At 61.0% G+C, this 19,271-nt stretch carries 18 protein-coding genes and 1 pseudogene; 5 read left to right on the forward strand and 14 right to left on the reverse strand.

Annotation, left to right across the window (positions count from 1 at the left end; all coding sequences use genetic code 11):
- Window positions 1-456, reverse strand: a pseudogene (locus VNV36_RS24350) (electron transfer flavoprotein subunit beta/FixA family protein); the annotation flags it as partial.
- Window positions 457-1,002: 546 nt separating this feature from the next.
- Here VNV36_RS24350 and VNV36_RS24355 point away from each other — a divergent pair.
- Window positions 1,003-2,667, forward strand: coding sequence for an electron transfer flavoprotein-ubiquinone oxidoreductase (locus VNV36_RS24355; protein ID WP_325721393.1), 1,665 nt, complete (start codon window positions 1,003-1,005; stop codon window positions 2,665-2,667).
- 178 nt (window positions 2,668-2,845) lie between these two features.
- Here the strand turns inward: VNV36_RS24355 and VNV36_RS24360 are convergent, their stop codons facing one another.
- Complete coding sequence (locus tag VNV36_RS24360) at window positions 2,846-3,736, reverse strand: AraC family transcriptional regulator (protein WP_325721395.1); 891 nt, start codon at window positions 3,734-3,736, stop codon at window positions 2,846-2,848.
- 190 nt (window positions 3,737-3,926) lie between these two features.
- Here VNV36_RS24360 and VNV36_RS24365 point away from each other — a divergent pair, with 190 nt between their 5' ends.
- Window positions 3,927-4,979 carry an NAD(P)-dependent alcohol dehydrogenase gene (locus tag VNV36_RS24365; RefSeq protein WP_325721397.1) on the forward strand — a complete coding sequence of 351 codons (1,053 nt, stop codon included), beginning with the start codon at window positions 3,927-3,929 and terminating at the stop codon, window positions 4,977-4,979.
- Window positions 4,980-4,988: 9 nt separating this feature from the next.
- Here VNV36_RS24365 and VNV36_RS24370 read toward each other — a convergent pair whose 3' ends face one another.
- The 6 genes from VNV36_RS24370 to VNV36_RS24395 form a co-directional block, all read right to left on the reverse strand.
- Complete coding sequence (locus tag VNV36_RS24370; RefSeq protein WP_325721604.1) at window positions 4,989-5,792, reverse strand: IclR family transcriptional regulator; 804 nt, start codon at window positions 5,790-5,792, stop codon at window positions 4,989-4,991.
- 61 nt (window positions 5,793-5,853) lie between these two features.
- Window positions 5,854-7,164 carry an MFS transporter gene (locus VNV36_RS24375; protein ID WP_325721399.1) on the reverse strand — a complete coding sequence of 437 codons (1,311 nt, stop codon included), beginning with the start codon at window positions 7,162-7,164 and terminating at the stop codon, window positions 5,854-5,856.
- A 182-nt stretch (window positions 7,165-7,346) separates the two neighbouring features.
- The gene (gene dgoD, locus VNV36_RS24380) at window positions 7,347-8,495 is read right to left on the reverse strand and encodes a galactonate dehydratase (RefSeq protein ID WP_016770960.1); all 1,149 of its coding nucleotides are present in this window, start codon (window positions 8,493-8,495) and stop codon (window positions 7,347-7,349) included.
- Between the two features lie 48 nt (window positions 8,496-8,543).
- Window positions 8,544-9,164, reverse strand: a complete 621-nt coding sequence (locus VNV36_RS24385; RefSeq protein WP_325721402.1) for a 2-dehydro-3-deoxy-6-phosphogalactonate aldolase — start codon at window positions 9,162-9,164, stop codon at window positions 8,544-8,546.
- Between the two features lie 19 nt (window positions 9,165-9,183).
- Window positions 9,184-10,173 (reverse strand): 2-dehydro-3-deoxygalactonokinase, encoded by a 990-nt coding sequence (locus tag VNV36_RS24390; protein WP_325721404.1) that lies wholly within the window; start codon window positions 10,171-10,173, stop codon window positions 9,184-9,186.
- Between the two features lie 161 nt (window positions 10,174-10,334).
- Window positions 10,335-10,814 (reverse strand): GNAT family N-acetyltransferase, encoded by a 480-nt coding sequence (locus VNV36_RS24395; RefSeq protein WP_325721406.1) that lies wholly within the window; start codon window positions 10,812-10,814, stop codon window positions 10,335-10,337.
- 190 nt (window positions 10,815-11,004) lie between these two features.
- On the opposite strand from VNV36_RS24395, the gene VNV36_RS24400 reads away from it, so the two are divergent.
- The 3 genes from VNV36_RS24400 (at window position 11,005) to VNV36_RS24410 (ending at window position 12,130) form a co-directional block, all read left to right on the forward strand.
- A complete protein-coding gene (locus VNV36_RS24400) occupies window positions 11,005-11,349 on the forward strand; it encodes a hypothetical protein (RefSeq protein ID WP_325721408.1) in 345 nt (114 codons plus the stop codon).
- A 44-nt stretch (window positions 11,350-11,393) separates the two neighbouring features.
- Complete coding sequence (locus VNV36_RS24405) at window positions 11,394-11,648, forward strand: hypothetical protein (protein ID WP_325721410.1); 255 nt, start codon at window positions 11,394-11,396, stop codon at window positions 11,646-11,648.
- Window positions 11,649-11,749: 101 nt separating this feature from the next.
- Window positions 11,750-12,130, forward strand: coding sequence for a Rho termination factor N-terminal domain-containing protein (locus VNV36_RS24410; protein ID WP_325721411.1), 381 nt, complete (start codon window positions 11,750-11,752; stop codon window positions 12,128-12,130).
- Between the two features lie 145 nt (window positions 12,131-12,275).
- Here the strand turns inward: VNV36_RS24410 and VNV36_RS24415 are convergent, their stop codons facing one another.
- From VNV36_RS24415 to araG, 6 genes are all read right to left on the reverse strand, one after another.
- A complete protein-coding gene (locus tag VNV36_RS24415) occupies window positions 12,276-13,205 on the reverse strand; it encodes a PfkB family carbohydrate kinase (RefSeq protein ID WP_325721413.1) in 930 nt (309 codons plus the stop codon).
- On the reverse strand, window positions 13,198-14,664 hold the full coding sequence (locus VNV36_RS24420; RefSeq protein WP_325721415.1) for a purine-cytosine permease family protein: 1,467 nt from the start codon (window positions 14,662-14,664) through the stop codon (window positions 13,198-13,200). The genes VNV36_RS24415 and VNV36_RS24420 overlap by 8 nt, the downstream gene beginning before the upstream one ends.
- A 168-nt stretch (window positions 14,665-14,832) precedes the next feature.
- Entirely contained in the window at window positions 14,833-15,831 is a 999-nt protein-coding gene (locus VNV36_RS24425; RefSeq protein WP_325721417.1) for an ADP-ribosylglycohydrolase family protein, read from the reverse strand.
- Complete coding sequence (locus VNV36_RS24430; protein ID WP_325721419.1) at window positions 15,828-16,541, reverse strand: GntR family transcriptional regulator; 714 nt, start codon at window positions 16,539-16,541, stop codon at window positions 15,828-15,830. The genes VNV36_RS24425 and VNV36_RS24430 overlap by 4 nt, the downstream gene beginning before the upstream one ends.
- Before the next feature lie 186 nt (window positions 16,542-16,727).
- A complete protein-coding gene (gene araH / locus VNV36_RS24435) occupies window positions 16,728-17,696 on the reverse strand; it encodes an L-arabinose ABC transporter permease AraH (protein ID WP_042610738.1) in 969 nt (322 codons plus the stop codon).
- 12 nt (window positions 17,697-17,708) lie between these two features.
- Window positions 17,709-19,256 carry an L-arabinose ABC transporter ATP-binding protein AraG gene (araG, locus tag VNV36_RS24440; protein WP_325721422.1) on the reverse strand — a complete coding sequence of 516 codons (1,548 nt, stop codon included), beginning with the start codon at window positions 19,254-19,256 and terminating at the stop codon, window positions 17,709-17,711.
- Between the last annotated feature and the right edge of the window lie 15 nt (window positions 19,257-19,271).

The following is a 19,271-nucleotide window of genomic DNA, read 5'->3' on the forward strand; positions in this document are numbered from 1 at the left end:
GCTGTCGCCGGACACTTCGACTTTCGAAGCGAAGGTGCCCTGACCGTAGCCGCTCAATGCCGCGAGCATCTGGCCGGTCTGGTTGTTGTCGCTGTCGATGGCCTGTTTGCCGAGGATCACCAGCTGAGGCTGTTCCTTGTCGACAACGGCTTTGAGCAGCTTGGCCACGGCCAGGGAGGTCAGGTCTTCGGCGGATTCGACGAGGATGGCGCGATCGGCTCCCAGTGCCAGCGCGGTGCGCAGTTGTTCCTGGGCGGTGGTCGGGCCGATGGAGACGACGACGATTTCCGTTGCCACGCCTTTCTCTTTCAGGCGTACGGCTTCTTCCACGGCGATTTCGCAGAAAGGGTTCATCGACATCTTGACGTTGGCGAGGTCGACGCCGGAGTTGTCCGCCTTGACGCGAACCTTGACGTTATAGTCGACCACTCGTTTGACAGCTACAAGAACCTTCATGGATTCCTCGTTACTCTCCGGTGAAAAGAAAGTCGCCTAGGCGAACCTGGCGGTTGATGCTCATGGGCGCAAGGGCACCTCTAAAAACGCCGGCATGAACCACACATGACCTTGCTCACGGGAGTGAAGACCGTTCGTCAGTGATGACCGATGAGTCATTCATTATCGCGGCGTGTAAACTGCGCGTCCAAACCACGCAATACGTCACTTTGTGCTGCCTTCGCCCTGTCTTTAGAGGTGCTCTTGAAACCAACAGTCAGCCTACGGCGAGCGCAAAACCGCCCGTATCTTGACCGGAACGCCTATTCCGGTCAATACGGCAAAATGGCCAGTCATAAGCCGCACGTCAGTGATTTATCTGGCCTGCGGCAATTTCAAACAAACGTTTGTATTGGACCCTGGGAGTGGTGTAGATATAATGCGCCGCTTAAGAGAGAACCGCGTGTCATCCCGGGTCATTTTTGTCGCTTTTAGCGAAGAAACGACGGATGCAACGCCCAACCTCCAATTAGAAAAAACTGTAGAGCCTTGAGTAGGAGATAGCCTGTGGAACGCGAATACATGGAATTCGACGTCGTCATCGTCGGTGCCGGCCCCGCTGGTCTGTCCGCCGCCTGCCGCTTGAAGCAGAAGGCCGCTGACGCCGGTAAGGAAATCAGCGTCTGCGTGGTCGAAAAAGGCTCCGAAGTCGGCGCACACATCCTCTCCGGTGCGGTGTTCGAACCCCGCGCACTGAACGAACTGTTCCCGGACTGGAAAGAACTCGGCGCCCCGCTGAACACGCCAGTCACCCGCGATGACATTTTCGTGCTGAAAAACGCCGACAGCGCGCAGAAAATTCCTGACTTCTTCGTGCCCAAGACCATGCACAACGAAGGCAACTACATTATTTCCCTCGGTAACCTGTGCCGCTGGCTGGCTCAGCAGGCCGAAAACCTCGGCGTGGAAATCTACCCGGGCTTCGCCGCGCAGCAAGCGCTGATCGACGAAAACGGCGTGGTCCGCGGGATCATCACTGGTGACCTGGGCGTCGACCGCGAAGGCCACCCGAAAGAAGGTCTGTACACCCCGGGCATGGAGCTGCGTGGCAAATACACGCTGTTCGCCGAAGGCTGCCGTGGCCATATCGGCAAGCAGCTGATCAAGCGCTACAACCTCGACAGCGATGCCGACGTTCAGCACTACGGCATCGGTCTGAAAGAAATCTGGGAAATCGACCCGGCCAAGCACCAGCCTGGCCTGGTCGTGCACACCGCAGGCTGGCCGCTGGACATCATGGGCACCGAGAACACCGGCGGCTCGTTCCTCTATCACCTGGAGAATAACCAGGTTGTAGTCGGTCTGATCGTTGATCTGTCCTACAGCAACACTTACCTGTCGCCGTTCGACGAATTCCAGCGTCTCAAGCATCACGCGGTGCTCAAGCAATATCTGGAAGGCGGCAAGCGCGTCAGCTACGGCGCCCGCGCCATCGCCAAGGGTGGCCTGAACTCGCTGCCCAAAATGGTCTTCAAGGGCGGCGCACTGATCGGTTGCGACCTCGGCACCCTGAACTTCGCCAAGATCAAAGGCAGCCACACCGCGATGAAGTCCGGCATGCTCGCGGCTGAATCGGTGGCAGATGCGCTGTTCGCCGAGCAAGACTGCACGGTCGAACTGACCACCTACGTCGACGCGTTCAAGAACAGCTGGCTGCACGAAGAACTGTTCGCCAGCCGCAACTTCGGCGCAGCGATTCACAAGTACGGCGCAATCATCGGCGGTGGTTTCAACTGGCTCGACCAGAACATCTTCGGCGGCAAACTGCCGTTCACCCTGCGCGACACCAAGCCGGATTATGCGTGCCTCAAGCTCGCAGCCGACTGCAAGAAGATCGATTACCCGAAACCCGACGGCAAACTCAGCTTCGACAAACTCAGCTCGGTGTTCATCTCCGGCACCAACCACGAAGAAGAGCAGCCGTGCCACTTGAAGCTGACCGACCCGAGCATCCCGATCAGCAAGAACCTGCCGTTGTACGACGAACCGGCGCAGCGCTACTGCCCGGCCGGTGTGTACGAAGTGATCACCAGGGAAGACGGCGAGAAACGCTTCCAGATCAACGCCCAGAACTGCGTGCACTGCAAGACCTGTGACATCAAGGACCCTGCGCAGAACATCACCTGGGTGGCACCGGAAGGCGCCGGCGGCCCGACTTATCCGAACATGTAAGTCGAATCGCTGAACAACAGGGCTCCCGATTTGGGGGCCTTTTTGTTGCCCCCAATTCCACCTGTAGGAGCTGTCGAGTGAAACGAGGCTGCGATCTTTTGATCTTGCTTTTAAAAGACAGAATCAAAAGATCGCAGCCTCGTTTCACTCGGTAGCTCCTACAAGAATGAGTGATAACTCAAGCGACGCGTTCGTCGCCCGGGCTGCGTTCGAAGTAACGTTTGTACTCGCGACTGAACTGCGACGTACTCTGATACCCCACCCGGTGCGCCACTTGCGCCACGCCCAGGCCTTCGGCGACCAACAACGTCTGCGCCTTCAACAACCGCAAGCGCTTCAAATACTGTACCGGCGACAACAAGGTGCTGCGTTTGAAATGCTCGTGAAACGTCGACACGCTCATGTTCGCGCAACTGGCCAGGGTCTCGACATTCAGCGGTTCGGTGTAATGCGCATGCAGGTGACTGATCGACGCCGCCACCCGCGCAAATTGTCCCTGCTGTTCGACTAACGCGCGCAACACATCCGCCTGCGGCCCGCGCAGCGCTACAAACAACAATTCACGTACTCGCGCCGGCCCGAGAATCTGACATTCCAGCGGATCGTGCAGGCAGCTTAACAACCGTTCGACACAACCGCGCATGCCATCGTCGAGCACCACCGAGGTCATCGACTCCGGTGTTTGCGCCGGGATGTGCCGACCCGGCGCCAGCCCCATGGCCAACACCAATTCACCGAGCAGCACGCGATCGATCGCCACCGAGACACCCAGCAGCGGCGCATCGGGCAGAGCAAAGGTCTCGCACTCGAACGGCACCGGCAGCGCCTGGATCAGGTAATGGCCGGCGCCATATTCCATCGTCCGTGGCCCCAGGAACGCCAGTTTGCTGCCCTGGGCAATGATCATCAGGCTTGGCTCGTAAATGTGCGGGCCACGGGCGACGTCGCAACTGGCGCGCAGGATCTGCACACCGGGCAGGCCGGTCTGGCTGTAGCCATCGCGCAGCGCCAGCGGTTCGATCAACGAAACGAGCCGGGCATTGGCATCAAGATGACGGGTCAACTGCATCGAATAGGTCTTCGTAAAAAACACGCAAAGAGGGATGAAAACATCATCGCAGATCCGCTGGCCAATGCGACCGTCGCAACCCGCATCCCGGAGGATTAGGCATGAGACCCGGAGAATTCGTCATGGCCGCACCAGTGCCCGGCGCCCAGAATTCACCGCCTCACCTGTCACTGCTTTTGCGAGGTCACTCATGTACACCGCTATCGGCTATGCCGCCCAATCGGCCACCACTCCCCTCGCCCCGATGAAATTCGAACGCCGCAGTCCGCGCGCCGACGACGTGGCTATCGAAATTCTCTACTGCGGCGTCTGCCATTCCGACATCCATCAGGCGCGCAACGAATGGGGCATCGCCGTTTACCCGCTGATGCCCGGCCACGAGATCGTCGGGAAAGTCACCGCTGTCGGTGCGAATGTCACCCGTCACAAGGTAGGCGATCTGGTTGGTGTCGGCTGCATGGTCGACTCCTGCCGCAGCTGCGAAGCCTGTCAGGCGAACCTGGAGCAATATTGCCTCGAAGGCCCGACCATGACCTACGCCACTCCGGACCGGGTCGATGGCAGCAACACCATGGGCGGCTACTCCGACAGCATCGTGGTCAGCGAACACTTCGTTGTGCGCATTCCGGAACGTCTGGCTCTGGCCAGCGCGGCACCGATTCTCTGCGCCGGCATCACCACTTACTCGCCGCTCAAGCACTACGGCGTCAAGGCCGGTGACAAAGTCGGTATTCTCGGGATGGGCGGCCTCGGCCACATGGGCATCAAGTTCGCCAAGGCCATGGGCGCCGAAGTGACGCTGTTCACCCGCTCGGCGAGCAAGGCTGAAGAAGGCCGTCGTCAGGGCGCCGATCATGTGATCGTATCTACCGACGCTGAGCAGATGAAAGCCGCTGCCGGCTACTTCGATTTTCTGCTCGACACCATTCCGGTGCAGCACGACCTCAATCCGTACCTCGACACCCTGCGCTTTGATGGCGTGCACATTCTGGTAGGGCTGATCGAGCCGGTGAACCCGCCGGTCCACGCCGGCAAACTGGTGATGAGCCGTCGGGTGCTGGCCGGCTCGCTGATCGGCGGTGTTGCCGAAACCCAGGAAGTGCTGGATTTCTGCGCCGAGCACAACATCACCTGCGACATCGAAATGCTCGACATCCGCAATATCAACGAAGCCTACGCGCGGATGATTGCCGGTGACGTGAAGTACCGCTTCGTCATTGACATGGCGACGCTGAAGGCCTGAACCCCAAGGCTATACCTTTAAGCCAAGCTCCGCCGACAGCCGGGTTGTGACGCCTTTGAGCAGGGGAATCAACTCGGCCATTTTTTCCAGCGGCATGTACGGCACGGTGCTAGCGATACTGATCGCCGCGACGATGCCTTTGCTCGCGTCACGAATCGGCGCCGCCACGCAGCGGATCGACGGTTCGTTGTCTTCCAGATCGAAGGCGTAGCCACCGGCGACGTATTCGCTCATGCGCTGCTCGAGCTGTTCCCACGACTGCTGGGGATGCTGCGGCCAGAACTGACTTTTGCCACCCGCCGGCAGGCTGATGTCGTACAGCCGCCGCCAATCCTGCGGCGAGTCATCAAGCATCAGCGCCTTGCCGATCCCGGTGCGCACCAATGGCATGCGGTGACCAACCCGCGAACGCATTTCCGGGCCGTTGCGTCCAGGATTCTTCAGCAGATACAGCACCTCATCGCCTTCGCGAATGCCCAGATGCACGGTGTCGCCAGTCAGTGCCGACAATTCGTCAAGATAGGGGCCGGCCAATGTCACCAGCGGCAATTCCTCGCGAGCCTGAAAACCCAGCTCGATCAGTTTCGGCCCGAGCAGGTAACCGATTTGCGGCACCACCCGCAGATAACGCTCATCGACCAGGCAACTGGCCAGACGATGGGTGGTGCTGCGCGTGGTGCCGATCAGCCGGGCGATCTCCTTGAGATCACGCGCGCCGCTGGCCACCGCTTGGACCACACCGAGGCCGCGCAATAGCGTCTGGGTGCCGGTGGGCGCGGCGTCCTTGGTTTTTTCCAGAGCGTCTTCCTGCATATCCAGCCTTTTACCGTTGAGCGAAGGAACGGGCGGCATTATGGTCGCCCGATGCTGAGCACTACAACTCGATACGCTCGACCTTGCCCACCAACAGCACGTAGGACAAGGCACCGACCAGCGCGAGTACGGCGATGTAGGTGATCGCCGGCGCGAACGAATCACCGCTGGCGAGGAAGCCGATTACGATCGGTGTCGCGATCGCCGACAGGTTGCCGATGAAGTTGAACACGCCGCCAGTCAAGCCGAGCAAACGCGCCGGTGCCAGCGTCGACACCAGCGACCAGGTGATCGACGCCAGACCGTTGCCGAAAAATGCCAGGGCGAGGAAGGCAATCACCAATGGCGTCGATTCGACAAAGTTGGCGCCGATGATCGAGGTGGAAATCAACAGCCCGCCAATGATCGGCAATTTGCGCGCGAAGCCAACGGTGTAACCGCGACGGATCAGGAAGTCGGAAAAGAATCCCGAACACAGCACGCCAACGAACGCAGCGAGAAACGGCAGCGACGCCAGCAAGCCTGACTTGATGAAGTCCATCCCGCGATATTTCACCAGATAGGTCGGGAACCAGGTGAGGAAGAACCACAGCGTCGAATTCAGGCAGAACTGACCGAGATAGATGCCCCACAACTTGCGTTTGCTGAGGACGATACCCAGATCGGTCCAGCTGAATCTGGCCTTGACCCTGGCCGTCTCGGCCTGGATATCGACCAGCCCGCCGCCTTCACGAATCAGTTCGATCTCCGCCTCGTTCGCGCCTTTGAAATTGCGCGGCTCGCGATACACCGCGTACCAGATCGCAGCCCAGAGAATGCCGACCGCGCCGGTGGCGACAAACACCATGTGCCAGCCGAACTCATGTTGCAGCCACGCCAGCACCGGGGTCAGGAAGGCCAGACCGACGAACTGCCCGGAGGTGTAGAAACCGATCGCCGTGGCACGTTCGCGCTCAGGGAACCAAGTGGTGACCACGCGGCTGTTGATCGGATAGGCCGGCGCTTCCAGGGCTCCGACGGCCATGCGCAACACGAACAGGGCGATGAAACTGCTGACAAACCCGAGCATCACCGTGGCCACCGACCACAGCAGCAGCGCGACGCTGTAAAGGATGCGCGGCGGCACGCGATCGACCAGCCAGCCACCGGGGATCTGCATCGCGGCATAGGTCCAGCCGAACGCGGAGAAGATCAGCCCGACGTGAACCGGATCGATGCCCAGTTCACTGGTCAGCGCTGGCGCGGCAATCGACAGGTTGCTGCGGTCGAGGTAGTTGATGACCACGGTGATGAACAGCAACACCATGATGAAAAATCGCTTGCGACTGGGCGTGACTAAAGACGCCTGCCCGGAGAGGGTGTGCGTTTGCATGAGAGATGCCTCTTCTTGTGTTTGTTGAGGTCATGACGCAGATCTCCTCTCCCTGGAGATCGAAAACTGTGGGAGCGAGCCTGCTCGCGAAAGCGTCGGGTCAGTCACATGGATGGCGGATGTGACATTGCATTCGCGAGCAGGCTCGCTCCCACAGGTGACGGCGGTGGGTCAGAGAAGACTCACCACTCGGCAAAGCTGCCATCGGCATGGCGCCAGATCGGGTTGCGCCAGCGGTGACCGACGGCGGCACGCTCGATCACATATTCTTCGTTGATCTCGATGCCCAGACCCGGGCCGTTCGGGATCTTCACGAAGCCCTGGTCGTAATCGAACACGCGCGGATCCTTCACGTAGTCGAGCAAATCATTGCTCTCGTTGTAATGGATGCCCAGGCTCTGCTCCTGGATAAACGCGTTGTAACAAGCGGCATCGAGCTGCAAACAGGCAGCCAGCGCGATCGGTCCCAGCGGGCAATGCAGCGCCAGCGCGACGTCGTAGGCTTCGGCCATGTTGGCGATCTTGCGGGTTTCGGTGATGCCGCCAGCGTGGGAGGCATCTGGCTGGATAATGTCGACGTAGCCTTCGCTCAACACCCGTTTAAAGTCCCAGCGCGAGAACAGCCGCTCGCCCAGGGCGATCGGGGTGCTGGTCAGCGGCGCCAGCTCTTTCAACGCTTCGTAGTTTTCGCTGAGCACCGGCTCTTCGATGAACATCAGTTTGTACGGGTCGAGTTCCTTCATCAGTACCTTGGCCATCGGCTTGTGCACCCGGCCGTGGAAGTCGACGCCGATACCGACGTTCGGCCCGACCGCATCGCGCACGGCGGCAACGTTGGCCAAGGCGAGGTCGACTTTCTCGAAGGTGTCGAGGAACTGCAGCTCTTCGGTGCCGTTCATTTTCACCGCCGTGAAACCACGGCTCACCGCCTCTTTCGCCGCACGCGCCGTGTCGGCCGGACGGTCACCGCCGATCCACGAATACACGCGTATCTTGTCACGTACCTGGCCACCGAGCAGATCGCTGACCGACACCCCGAGCGCCTTGCCCTTGATATCCCACAGCGCCTGATCGATACCGGCCAGCGCGCTCATGTGAATCGCGCCGCCACGGTAGAAGCCGCCGCGATAGAGCACGGTCCAGATGTCTTCGATATTGCGTGGATCTTTGCCGATCAGGTAGTCGGACAATTCTTCCACCGCAGCGGCGACCGTGTGTGCGCGCCCTTCAACCACGGGCTCGCCCCAGCCGGTCACACCTTCGTCGGTTTCGACCTTGAGGAAGCACCAGCGCGGCGGAACGATGAAGGTCGTGAGTTTGGTGATTTTCATCTGCTTGTCTCTCTTGTTCGGATGCAGCGCACACAGCGCCGAAAAGTCTTAACGCAGGGCTTTCCATGCGGCCACGTAGGCCTTGGCATTCACCGCCACCTGTTCCGGCGTCATGCCCGGTTTGAACAGGCCGGACCCGAGGCCGAAGCCTTTCACGCCGGCGTCGATAAACGCCTGCATGTTGTCCGGCGTAATCCCACCGACCGGCGCCAATACCGTGCCCGCCGGCAACACTGCGAGCCAGGCTTTGACGACTGCGGGGCCCATCTGCTCGGCAGGGAACAGTTTGAGAATGTCCGCGCCCTCGGCCAGGGCCGCGAAGGCTTCGGTCGGCGTGGCCACGCCCGGCGACAGATAGAGCCCCGCCGCTTTCGCCGCGCGCAGAACCCTGGCATCGCTGTGCGGCATGACGATCACCTGGCCGCCAGCGGCTTTGACCTGCTCGACCTGCTCGGGGGTGAGCACCGTGCCAGCACCGATCAGGCAATCGTCGGGCAGCGCATCACGCAGGATGCGGATACTTTCGTACGGTGAAGGGGAATTGAGCGGTACTTCGATGACGCGAAATCCGGTGGAATAAAGGACTTCTCCGACAGCCGCCGCTTCCTGCGGTTGCAGGCCGCGCAGAATCGCGATCAGACCGTTTTGTGCCAGTGCTTGCTTGAGCATGTCAGGCCTCCAGTCAGGGTTAACGGGATGATGAATCGATCAGGCCGGCGGCGCGCGCCAGTTGCCACAGGCCACGCTCGGTGGCTTGCTCGGCGAGCGTCACCTGGGCAAAACCGCAGGCGTCGAGGGCACGGCGATAACGGGTGCACAGTTGCGCATTGCCAATGAGCACGATCGCCGGAAGATTCGGCTGGTTGCGCCGGCGCCGCTGCACATCGGCGAGCGCGGTCAGCTCATGGCCGATCATCAGGCCGGACAGATAATCCGCTTGAGCGCTCGGACTCAGCTCACCGGTCAGGCCGAGAGTGCGCGCGCTGAACAGGGTCGACAGCACGCCGAGCTCTGCATCCGTCGACAACGCGATTTGCACGCCGCGATCGAACGCTTGCGCATCGAACGTTGTGCTCGGTTGCTGGGTACGGCCAAGGATGCTGTGCTCGCTGAGTACGGCGAAAACTTCGCCGGTCATGAACGTGTCGAAATGCGTGATGCGACCATCGACCACTTCCACCCATTTCGAGTGGCTGCCGGGCAGGCCGATCAACAGATCGTTACCCGCACCGGCCGGCAGACTTTGCAGCACGCCGAGGACTTGGGTTTCTTCGCCACGCATCACGTTGGGCAGGCGCGAACGCTGGATCACGCCCGGGACGATGTGCACTGACGTGCCGCGCAGGCTGACGACAGTTTGTAGGGAATTTCCGAGATTGGCGACGTCGGCTGGCGTCTCGCAGTAGGCCGCTTCGCGCCAGCCTTGCGCACTGCCGACCATGCCGCAAGCGATCACCGGCAGATCCGGCTGCGCGTCGAGCCAGTCACCGCAGGCTTCGTCGAAGGCCAGTTCAAAACCTTCGGCGCATTCACGACCATGGATGATTCGCGGGGTCTTGGGCAACTGCATGATCCCGGACGACAGCGCACGCTGTTCCAGCACCACAGCGTCCGCCGCGAGTTTGTAAGCACGTAATGAGGTTGTCCCCCAATCGAGCGCGATCAATTGCGCCTGCATCGCTTCACCTGTTTTGTTTTTGGCAGTGAGTGCGACGGACTATAAACCCGGGCGGGATCAAATCTCAATATATAAATACACATCCCACAATATGGGAAAAGATAAAAAAAGATCGCGGTCTTCGGCAGCTCCTACGACCTGCCGACGGCTGCGATCCTGTGTTACCCCTCTGCGAACTCGCGCAACACCTTGCCGTCCATGCGATACCGCACCCACTCCTCCTGAGGTTGGGCGCCGAGGGATTTGTAGAATTCGATGGCCGGGGTGTTCCACTCCAGCACGCTCCATTCGAAGCGGCCGCAGTCGTTGGCGCAGGCGATTTTCGCCAAATGGCGCAGCAGGGTTTTGCCGGCGCCGCCGCCGCGCTGTTCGGGGGTGATGTAGAGGTCTTCGAGGTACAGGCAGTTGCTGCCCAGCCAGGTCGAGTAACTGAAGAAGAATACGGCGAAGCCGATCGGCAAACCGTCGCGCAGACAGATCAGGCCATGGGCGGTGGCGCCTTCGCCAAACAGGCTGCGTTCGATGTCGGCGACACTGGCGATGACTTCGTGGCGGGCCTTTTCGAAATCTGCCAGTTCGGTGATGAAGGCGAGGATTTGCGGCGCATCGCTGGGAGTCGCCGGGCGGATTTCGCTCGTCATGGACAGGCCTTGTCTGCAAAGGAAAAACGCAATACTAAGTCCGCAGCGCTTTTGTGGCGAGGGAGCTTGCTCCCGCTTGGCTGCGAAGCAGTCATAAAGCCGACCGCGACCGTTCGTCGATCATCAGGCACCAATCCGTTTCGAGGGCTGACCAACCAAGTGTAAGGATTCCAATCACTGGAGAAGCCCTATGATCCCGTCAAGGTTGACCGCTTTAGTCTTCAGCGCCCTGCTCTGCCCTGCGGTATTCGCCGCCTCATCCACGGCAGCGGGCACTGGCCCTACCGACCCGACCCCACCCCGTGCCCCCGCCATCAACAGTGCCCCCGGGGTAAATACCGACGGCTCCGGCGTGCCATTGATCAATCAGCCACCGGCCACGGGTACCGACCCGCGCACTCAGGGTAGCGATCCGGGCCGTCAAGGCGGCATGAACACGCCTGACTCTCCCGCCGCCACACCCGACAATGCCGGTCCGGGTATCGGTTCGAAAACCACCACCGGTGGCTCCGGTTCCGAAGGTGCCGGTCAGTAGTTCGCCGACGCGAGCGCCCTATTCACTCCCATGAAGAGGTAACCATGAACGTCGACAAAGACCTGGAAAAAGAAGTCCTCACCCGCCTGCTCCACGCGCACCCCAATGGCTTGGGCAAAGAGGTGCTGGACAATTATCGCGGCGAGAAAGTCGTGGCCAGCACCCTCGCCGCCCTGCAGGATCGCGGGCTGATTCACCATGGTCATGTGACCTGCAGCGAAGCGGGCGAACACTCGCTGAACCTGCCGATCAAGCTGAGTTCTGCCGGGGTTGAAGCGGCGAAAAAACTCGACAGCTGACGCTGGCCGGGCTGCGGACTTTCGACATCAGGCTTAAGTCACATCGGAACGTTCGCAGCCGTCGGCGTAACGAAGCACATCCTGACGCAAGGAGAGATACCATGCCTCGTGGAAGCAAAGACAAATACACCACCGAACAGAAGCGCAAAGCCGAGCACATCGAAGACAGCTACGAGACAAAAGGCATGTCCAAAGACGCAGCCGAAGCCCGGGCCTGGGCAACGGTGAACAAGCAGTCCGGCGGCGGTGAGAAGTCCGGCGGCTCGGGGCGCAAAAAGCTCGCCAGCGCCAAGTCGGAGGATCGCAAAGAGTCATCGCGCCGCGCGGTGGCCAGTCGCAAGGGCCACTCGCGCAACAGCGAGGCTTCGAAGGACGCGCAGACCGTGGACAGCCTGATGAAGGAGGCCCGAGCGAAGAACATTCCGGGGCGCTCGTCAATGCGCAAGCAGGAGTTGATCGAGGCGTTGCGCAAGGCCAGTTAGAACACCCCCCTCTGTAGGAGCTGCCGGAGGCTGCGATATTCTGATCTTCAAAAACAAAAGATCGCAGCCTTCGGCAGCTCCTTCAGGAGGCTTGTATACGATGCAGATCCAAGGTGGGAGCGAGCCTGCTCGCGAAGGCTTCGGCTCAGTCGCCGCAGGACTCGCAGATAAACGCATCCACCTCAGCCTTCCCCGGCGAAGTCGCCGGCCCCCAGCGTGTTACCGCCAGCGCTGCTGCCGCATTCGCCCGGCGCGCCGCTTCCGGCGCATTCAGTCCCTGCGCCAGACCGGCGATAAACACCCCGGCATGCGCATCACCGGCGCCATTGCTATCTACCGCTTCTACCGCAAACCCGGGCACCTGCCGGCGCTCGCCGCGCTGCTCAATCCAGCAGCCCTGCGGCCCATCGCGCACCACCATCAGTACGCTGGCCGGCAGAAGTTGTGCGAGACGATCCATCGCCACAGCGATCTCGTCAGCACCGGTAAACCGCAGCGCTTCGACGCTGTTGCTGGTCCACACATCAATGCGCGGCAGCAAGGCCTGGATCATCGGTGCTTCGGGCGACTCCACCAAAGGCCCCGGATCGAACACCACATTGATCGACGCTGGTAGCGACAGCGTCCAGTCGAGCAACGCCTGCGCCTTGCCCTCATGCAACAGACTGTAACCGCTGAGATAAGCATAATCGCCCGCCTCGGCAGCCACGCTGCTCAGGTCCTCCTCGGTTATCTCGCCCTCGGCCCCAATGTAGGAAATGAAACTGCGCTCGGCGGATGCGTCAGTCAGCGCTACACACAAGCCGGTGTCGCGCTTGGCAACCTCGCGAATGCCAATACAGATGCCTTCGGCCTGCATCGCCTGGCGTGCCAGATCGCCGAAACGCCCGCTGCCATGGCGGCCGAGATAGACCACCGGCAGGCCATTGCGCACCGCCGCCGCCATCACGTTGAAGCCGCCGCCGGCCTCGAATGTTGCCGACTGCGCCAACACATCGCCGCCGATCTGCGGCAGTTTATCCACGGCCATGACCAGGTCGATGATGACCTGGCCGGTGTGCAACATCTTAGGCATGAGCATTCTCGGGTTGCGCGGCGCGGCGATCCCTCGCGCCGCCAAGTACAAGGTAAATGCCACCGGCGACGACGAAGGTCACGATCCAGCCGAGGCCGTTGTGCCCCAGCCAGGAGTCGGACAAAAAGCCTTTGAACCAGACGTTTTGCGCCGTGGTGCCGATGGTGGTGAAGCTGAAGCCGAGGATGATGGCGATCGCCCACGCGCCGAACGCGCGCCACTCGATGCCGCCGCGATACCAGTAAGCGCTGCTCGGGCTGACATCGAGCAGGTCTTGGGGGCTGTAGTAATGACGGTGGATCAGGTCGACCACGAAGATCCCCACCCACGCGGTGATCGGCACCGCCAGCAAGGAAATGAAGGTGATGAACGGGCCGTAGAAACTGTCGGCGATCAGCATGAAATAGATCGAGCCGGCGAAGATCGCGACGATGTCCACCACCACCGCGTACACGCGTTTGACCTTGAGGCCGAGTGTCAGCGTGGTCAGACCGGCGGAGTACACCGACAGGTTGTTCGACAGCAGCAGTCCACCAAACGCGGTGATCAGGTACGGCACGGCCATCCACGTGGGCAGCATGTCGCGAATCGCCACGATCGGGTCAGTCGCCGAGGCGAGGTCATTGTTGCCCACCGACAGCAGGCCGCCGAGGGTGATCAGCAGCACCAGCGGAATGCCCGCACCGAACGCCGCCGACGCCACCAGTCGCACGGCTTTAACGCTGCGATGCTGATAGCGCGACATGTCGGCCCCGGCGTTGGCCCAGCCGATCCCGGTGCCGGCAGCCATGGTGCCGATGCCGATGATCATCGCGCTCAGCGGCGCCGGTGTGGCGTTGAATACCGCGCTCCAGTCGATGGTCGCGCAGAGGAAACCACCGACCAGAATGTTCAGCGCGCCGAACACGTAGGTCGCCCACTTCTGGATCACCAGCAAGGTTGCGTGACCGAGGCCGGACACCGCCAGCGTCAGCAGGACGAAGATGGCGATGAAGATCAGTGTCAGCAGCGGCGCACTTTTCGCCTCGACCGGCGAGCCGAACAGGATCGAACACAGTGACAGCAACACGAACGCTGCGGTGGTGGTGTTGACGGTTTCCCAGCCCAGGCGCGACATCAGCGAGACCAGCGTCGGGCCGATATTGCCGCGCACGCCAAAGATTGCCCGGGACAAGGTCAGACTCGGCGCACGGCCACGACGCCCGGCAATGGAAATGATCCCGACCACCGCAAACGAACCGGCGGCACCGAGGATGGCGACGATGATCGCCTGCCAGATCGCCAGCCCGCGAAACGCTACCAGCGTGGCGCCCAGCGGCAGACCGAGAATGGAAATATTGGCGGCGAACCAGACCCAGAACAGCTGCAGTGGATGGCCGTTGCACTCGGCTTCCGGCACCGGCTCGATGCCCCGGGTTTCCAGTTGCCCGACGCTTTGCCCGGCGGTTGATGAACTCATGAAAATGCTCCTGTTTGCCATTCTTGTGTTTATGGGCAATTGAATGCCTGCACCTCTCCTTTGTAGGAGCTGCCACAGGCTGCGATCTTTTGATCTTGATTTTCCAGCGACCTGAAGACTGCTGAAGATCAAAAGATCGCAGCCTTCGGCAGCTCCTACACGGATTCCTCAGCGTAGGGTGAGGAGGCTTTTCACAAGGGGCTCAAGCTGCAGATGATTGACGGCTTTCACCGTTTCAATCATCGGCACTGGCCAGCATTCAAGCCCCAGGCAGGCGCCCAGCATTGCCCCGAGAATCGCCGCGATGGTGTCCGTGTCGCCGCCCAGGCTGGCCGCCATGCACAACGCGTCAAAAGCGCTCATCTCGCCAATGGCTACTTGCTGAGCCAGGGCAAACGAAACCACCACCGACTCCTGCGACGCCACCGAGGTGCCGATCACGTCATAGAGCAGATCGGCGAGCAGCGCCTTGTCGCTGTCGACACTGATGCTGCGCGCCCAACTGATACGCGAAGCCATGCGCCCACCAGCGACCCAGTGCCCGTGGGCTTCGGCTTGTTGGGCAATCTGCTGGCCCATGTTCAGCGCCTCGCCCAGATCAACGCCGTTGATGCCAGCGGACACCACCGCCGCCACCGCCGCCGCGCTGGAAATTCCCAACGTGGTGTTGTGGGTCACCTGACAGGCTTGCACCACCGCCGCAATGAAGCGCGCCGGATCGGCCACGCTCACGGCAATCCCCACCGGGGTGATGCGCATCGCCGCGCCGTTGGTGGTGCCATAACGTCCGGCTTCTTCCGGGGAATGCCCGGCGAGGATCATTTCAATGGCGCGTTTCGTCGATGGGCCGAGCAAGTCCTGCGAGCCTTTGGCCTGCATCTCGGCTTCCCATTCGATCAAGCGCTGGGCGAGAACCGAGGGTTCGATGTGGCCCTGGCCTTCGACCAGCAACTGGCCGACCAGAATCGCCTGTTCGGTGTCATCGGTGATCGAGCCCTTGGGCATGTTCGCGGCGATCGGTTGCAGCGGGCCGGCATCCTGCAGATCGGTGATCTGCCCGAAGCGCGCCTTGATGGTTTCGCGATCGAGTGACTGAGTCGGCATGCCCAGCGCATCCCCCAGGGCCAGACCATAGAACGCGCCAAGCGCACGGTTGAGCGCGGTCATTTCGATTCTCCAAATTGCAGGTGCAGACGAAAATGCACCGGATCGAGCAGGCTTTCGACCTGTTCCATGAAGCGGTTCTGCCGGTCGTAGGTGGTGCGCAATGCTTTGAGGAACACCGTGCCAACCGGGCGGCCGAGCAGTTCGGCGTCTTCGGCATTCAGCGGCTCGGCGCCGATCCACTGATCGCCGCGTTCACCGATGTAGCCATAGGCGGCCAGGGTGATGGTCAGGGAATTGTCGATCAGACCGACGCGCGGCAGGCTTTCCAGGCCGCCGTTGGCCGGCATCAATGCACGTTCCAGAGACACCAGCGTACCGTCGGTGGCGCGCCGGCGACGGTCGAGAGTGATGAATTGATCGGTGCCGAAACGCACCAGCAGATCCGGGCGAGTCACCGCCTCGAGGCGCAATACTTCGGTATTGATGAGCGCCCCGCTGTCGGCCAATGCCTGCGCCCAGCCGCTGCGCTGATCGAGCGCAACACCGTCGAAGGTGACGATGGAGCCAACACCGCTCTGCGTGGCGATGTAGTTACGCCGCTTCAGTTCGGCCAGCGCTTCACGCAGCGTGCCACGGCTGACCTGGAATTCCTGAGCCAACTGATGTTCGCCGGGCAACAGAAAGCCGTCCTCCATGAGACCACTTTCGATGCGCCGGACGAGCTCGTCGACCACCCTTTGTTTCTTGTCGAATCGTACCTGTCTAATCATGTACAAATTGATAACCGAAACGGTCGCTGACGAGCAAGAATTATTTAAGGGAGATGACAGAAGGCAGGAATGGCGCGATCAACTGTGGGAGCGAGCCTGCTCGCGAAGGCGGTATCCCTGACATATCAATGCTGGATGTGCCAATGCCTTCGCGAGCAGGCTCGCTCCCACAGGGAAGTGCTTGTGTCAGCGTTGTTTGAGGCGGTCAATGACCACGGCCAACAGCAGAATCGAACCACGAATCACATACTGATAAAACGTATCGATGTTCTTCAGGTTCATCGCATTCTCGATGATCGCCAGAATCAAAACGCCTGCAATCACGTGGCGGATCATGCCGATCCCGCCGCTCAGCGACACCCCGCCCAATACGCAGGCAGAAATCACCGTCAGCTCGAAGCCCTGGCCGATCATCGGCTGCCCGGAGGTCATCCGCGACGCCAGAATCACCCCGGCCAGCGCGCCGATCACACCATGCACGGCGAAGATGATGATCTTGGTCCGGTCAACGTTGACGCCTGCCAGCAGCGCCGCTTCCTGGTTGCCACCGATGGCCATGGTGTTGCGCCCATAGGTGGTGTAATTCAGCAGCCAGCCGAAAAACAGAAAGCAGACGATGGTGATCAGGATCGGCACCGGCACACCAAACAGCTGGCCGTTACCGAAAACGAAGAACGATTCCTGCGAAACACCGACCGCTTTGCCATTGGCAAAAATATAAGCCAGACCGCGAACGATCTGCATGGTCGCCAGCGTGGTGATCAGCGCGTTGACACGCAACTTGGCAATCACGATGCCGTTGATCAGCCCGACGATCAGGCCCATCACCAGCGCCGCGCTGACGCCAAGGAACACGCTGTTGGTGTCGCGCATCACTACGGCTGCGACCACCCCGGCACAAGCGATCACCGAGCCGACCGACAGGTCGAAGTGCCCCGACGCCAGGCAGTAGAGCATGGTGCACGCGGCGATGCCGGTGGTGGAAATCGCCAGGCCCAGGCCACGCATGTTCAGCGGCGAGAGAAAATTGTCGATCAGCAGCGTACAGGCGACGAAGATGCCGATCGCCGCCAGCAGCATGACCCAGTCATCGAGAAAGCGGCGCATGTCCAACGGTTTGCGCTCGGTCGGCAGGGTTTCGTTTTGGGTAGTCATCATAGTCACCTCTCAGTTCGCCACGCCGTCAGCGCGGTGGCGTGGCAAAGCCAGTTGCAGCAGGTTGGATTCGTTGGCCTGGTCGCGGCTCACTTCGCCGCGCAGGGCGCCTTCGCACAGCACCAGGATGCGGTCGGAAATGCCCATCACTTCCATCAGATCGCTGGACACCACGATCACCGAAATGCCGTCGGCCGCCAGGTTATGGATGATCTGGTAGATCTCGGCTTTGGCGCCGATGTCGATGCCCCGCGTCGGTTCGTCGAGCAGCAAAACCTTCATCGGCATCGACAGCCAGCGACCCAGAATGGCCTTCTGCTGGTTGCCGCCGGAAAGGAACTTGATCTGCTGTCCGGCGTGTGGGGTTTTCACTTTCAGGGCCTTGATCTGCTTGTCGGCATTGCCCTTTTCCCACAAACCGCGAATCAGACAGCCAAGCCCGGAATGCGCACCGCGCGCACTGATATTGATGTTCTCGGCGACGCTGGCCAGGGGGATGATGCCTTCCTTCTTGCGATCTTCCGGGCAGAGCAGAATGCCGGCAGCAATTGCATCACGGGGCGAACGCAGTTTCAGCTCATGGCCGCGCAGTTCAAGGCGGCCAGCAGTGTTGCGTTCCAGGCCGCTGAGCAGGCGAAACAGCTCGGTGCGCCCTGCCCCGACCAGCCCGAACAGGCCAAGGATTTCGCCCTTGTGCGCTTCGAAACTGATCGGCTCGCGCAGGCCCGGGCCGAGCAAACCGTCGACCTTCAGCGCCACCGCGCCGCGCGGGCGATGGCGGTAATCGTAGATGTCCTGAATGTCGCGGCCGACCATGCAGGTCACCAGTTGATCGTGGGTCAACTGGCTCATGTCCTCGAATGTGCGCACGTAGCGGCCATCCTTGAACACGGTGACGGCGTCGCAGATGCGGAACACTTCTTCCATGCGATGGGACACGTAGAGCACGACTTTGCCCTCATCGCGCAGGCGGCCGATGATCGCCATCAAGCGGTCGATCTCGCGCGCCGAGAGGCTGCTGGTCGGTTCGTCGAAGGCGATGACGTGAGCACCGCGAGACAACGCTTTGGCGATTTCCACCAGTTGCCGCTGGCCCAACGACAAGCGGCCGACTTTGGTCTGCGGGTCGATCTCGTCCGCCAGACCTTTGAGGCAATTCAAGGCTTTCTGGCGCAGTTCACTGCGATTGATCAGACCGAAACTGGCCGGCAGATGGCCAAGAAACAAGTTCTCGGCCACGGTCATTTCCGGGACCAGGTGCAGCTCCTGGTGAATCACGGCGACGCCACTGCCGATGCTGTCGGCGGTGGACTTGAACGCCATCGCCTGCTCGCCGATCTGCAGTTCACCGCTGCTCGGAATGTAGGCGCCACCGAGAATTTTCAGCAGGGTCGATTTGCCGGCGCCGTTCTCGCCCATCAAGGCATGAACCTGGCCGGGGTGAGCGACGAAGCTGATGCCATCTAGCGCCTTAACGCCGGGAAAGGTCTTGCCGATCCCGTTAAAGCGCAAGCTGCCGCTGGCGCTGTGTTGTTCTTGTGTTTGTACTTGCGCGTGCATAAAGCCACCTCTTCA

The organism is Pseudomonas sp., from assembly GCF_035554175.1.
Classification (GTDB): domain Bacteria; phylum Pseudomonadota; class Gammaproteobacteria; order Pseudomonadales; family Pseudomonadaceae; genus Aquipseudomonas.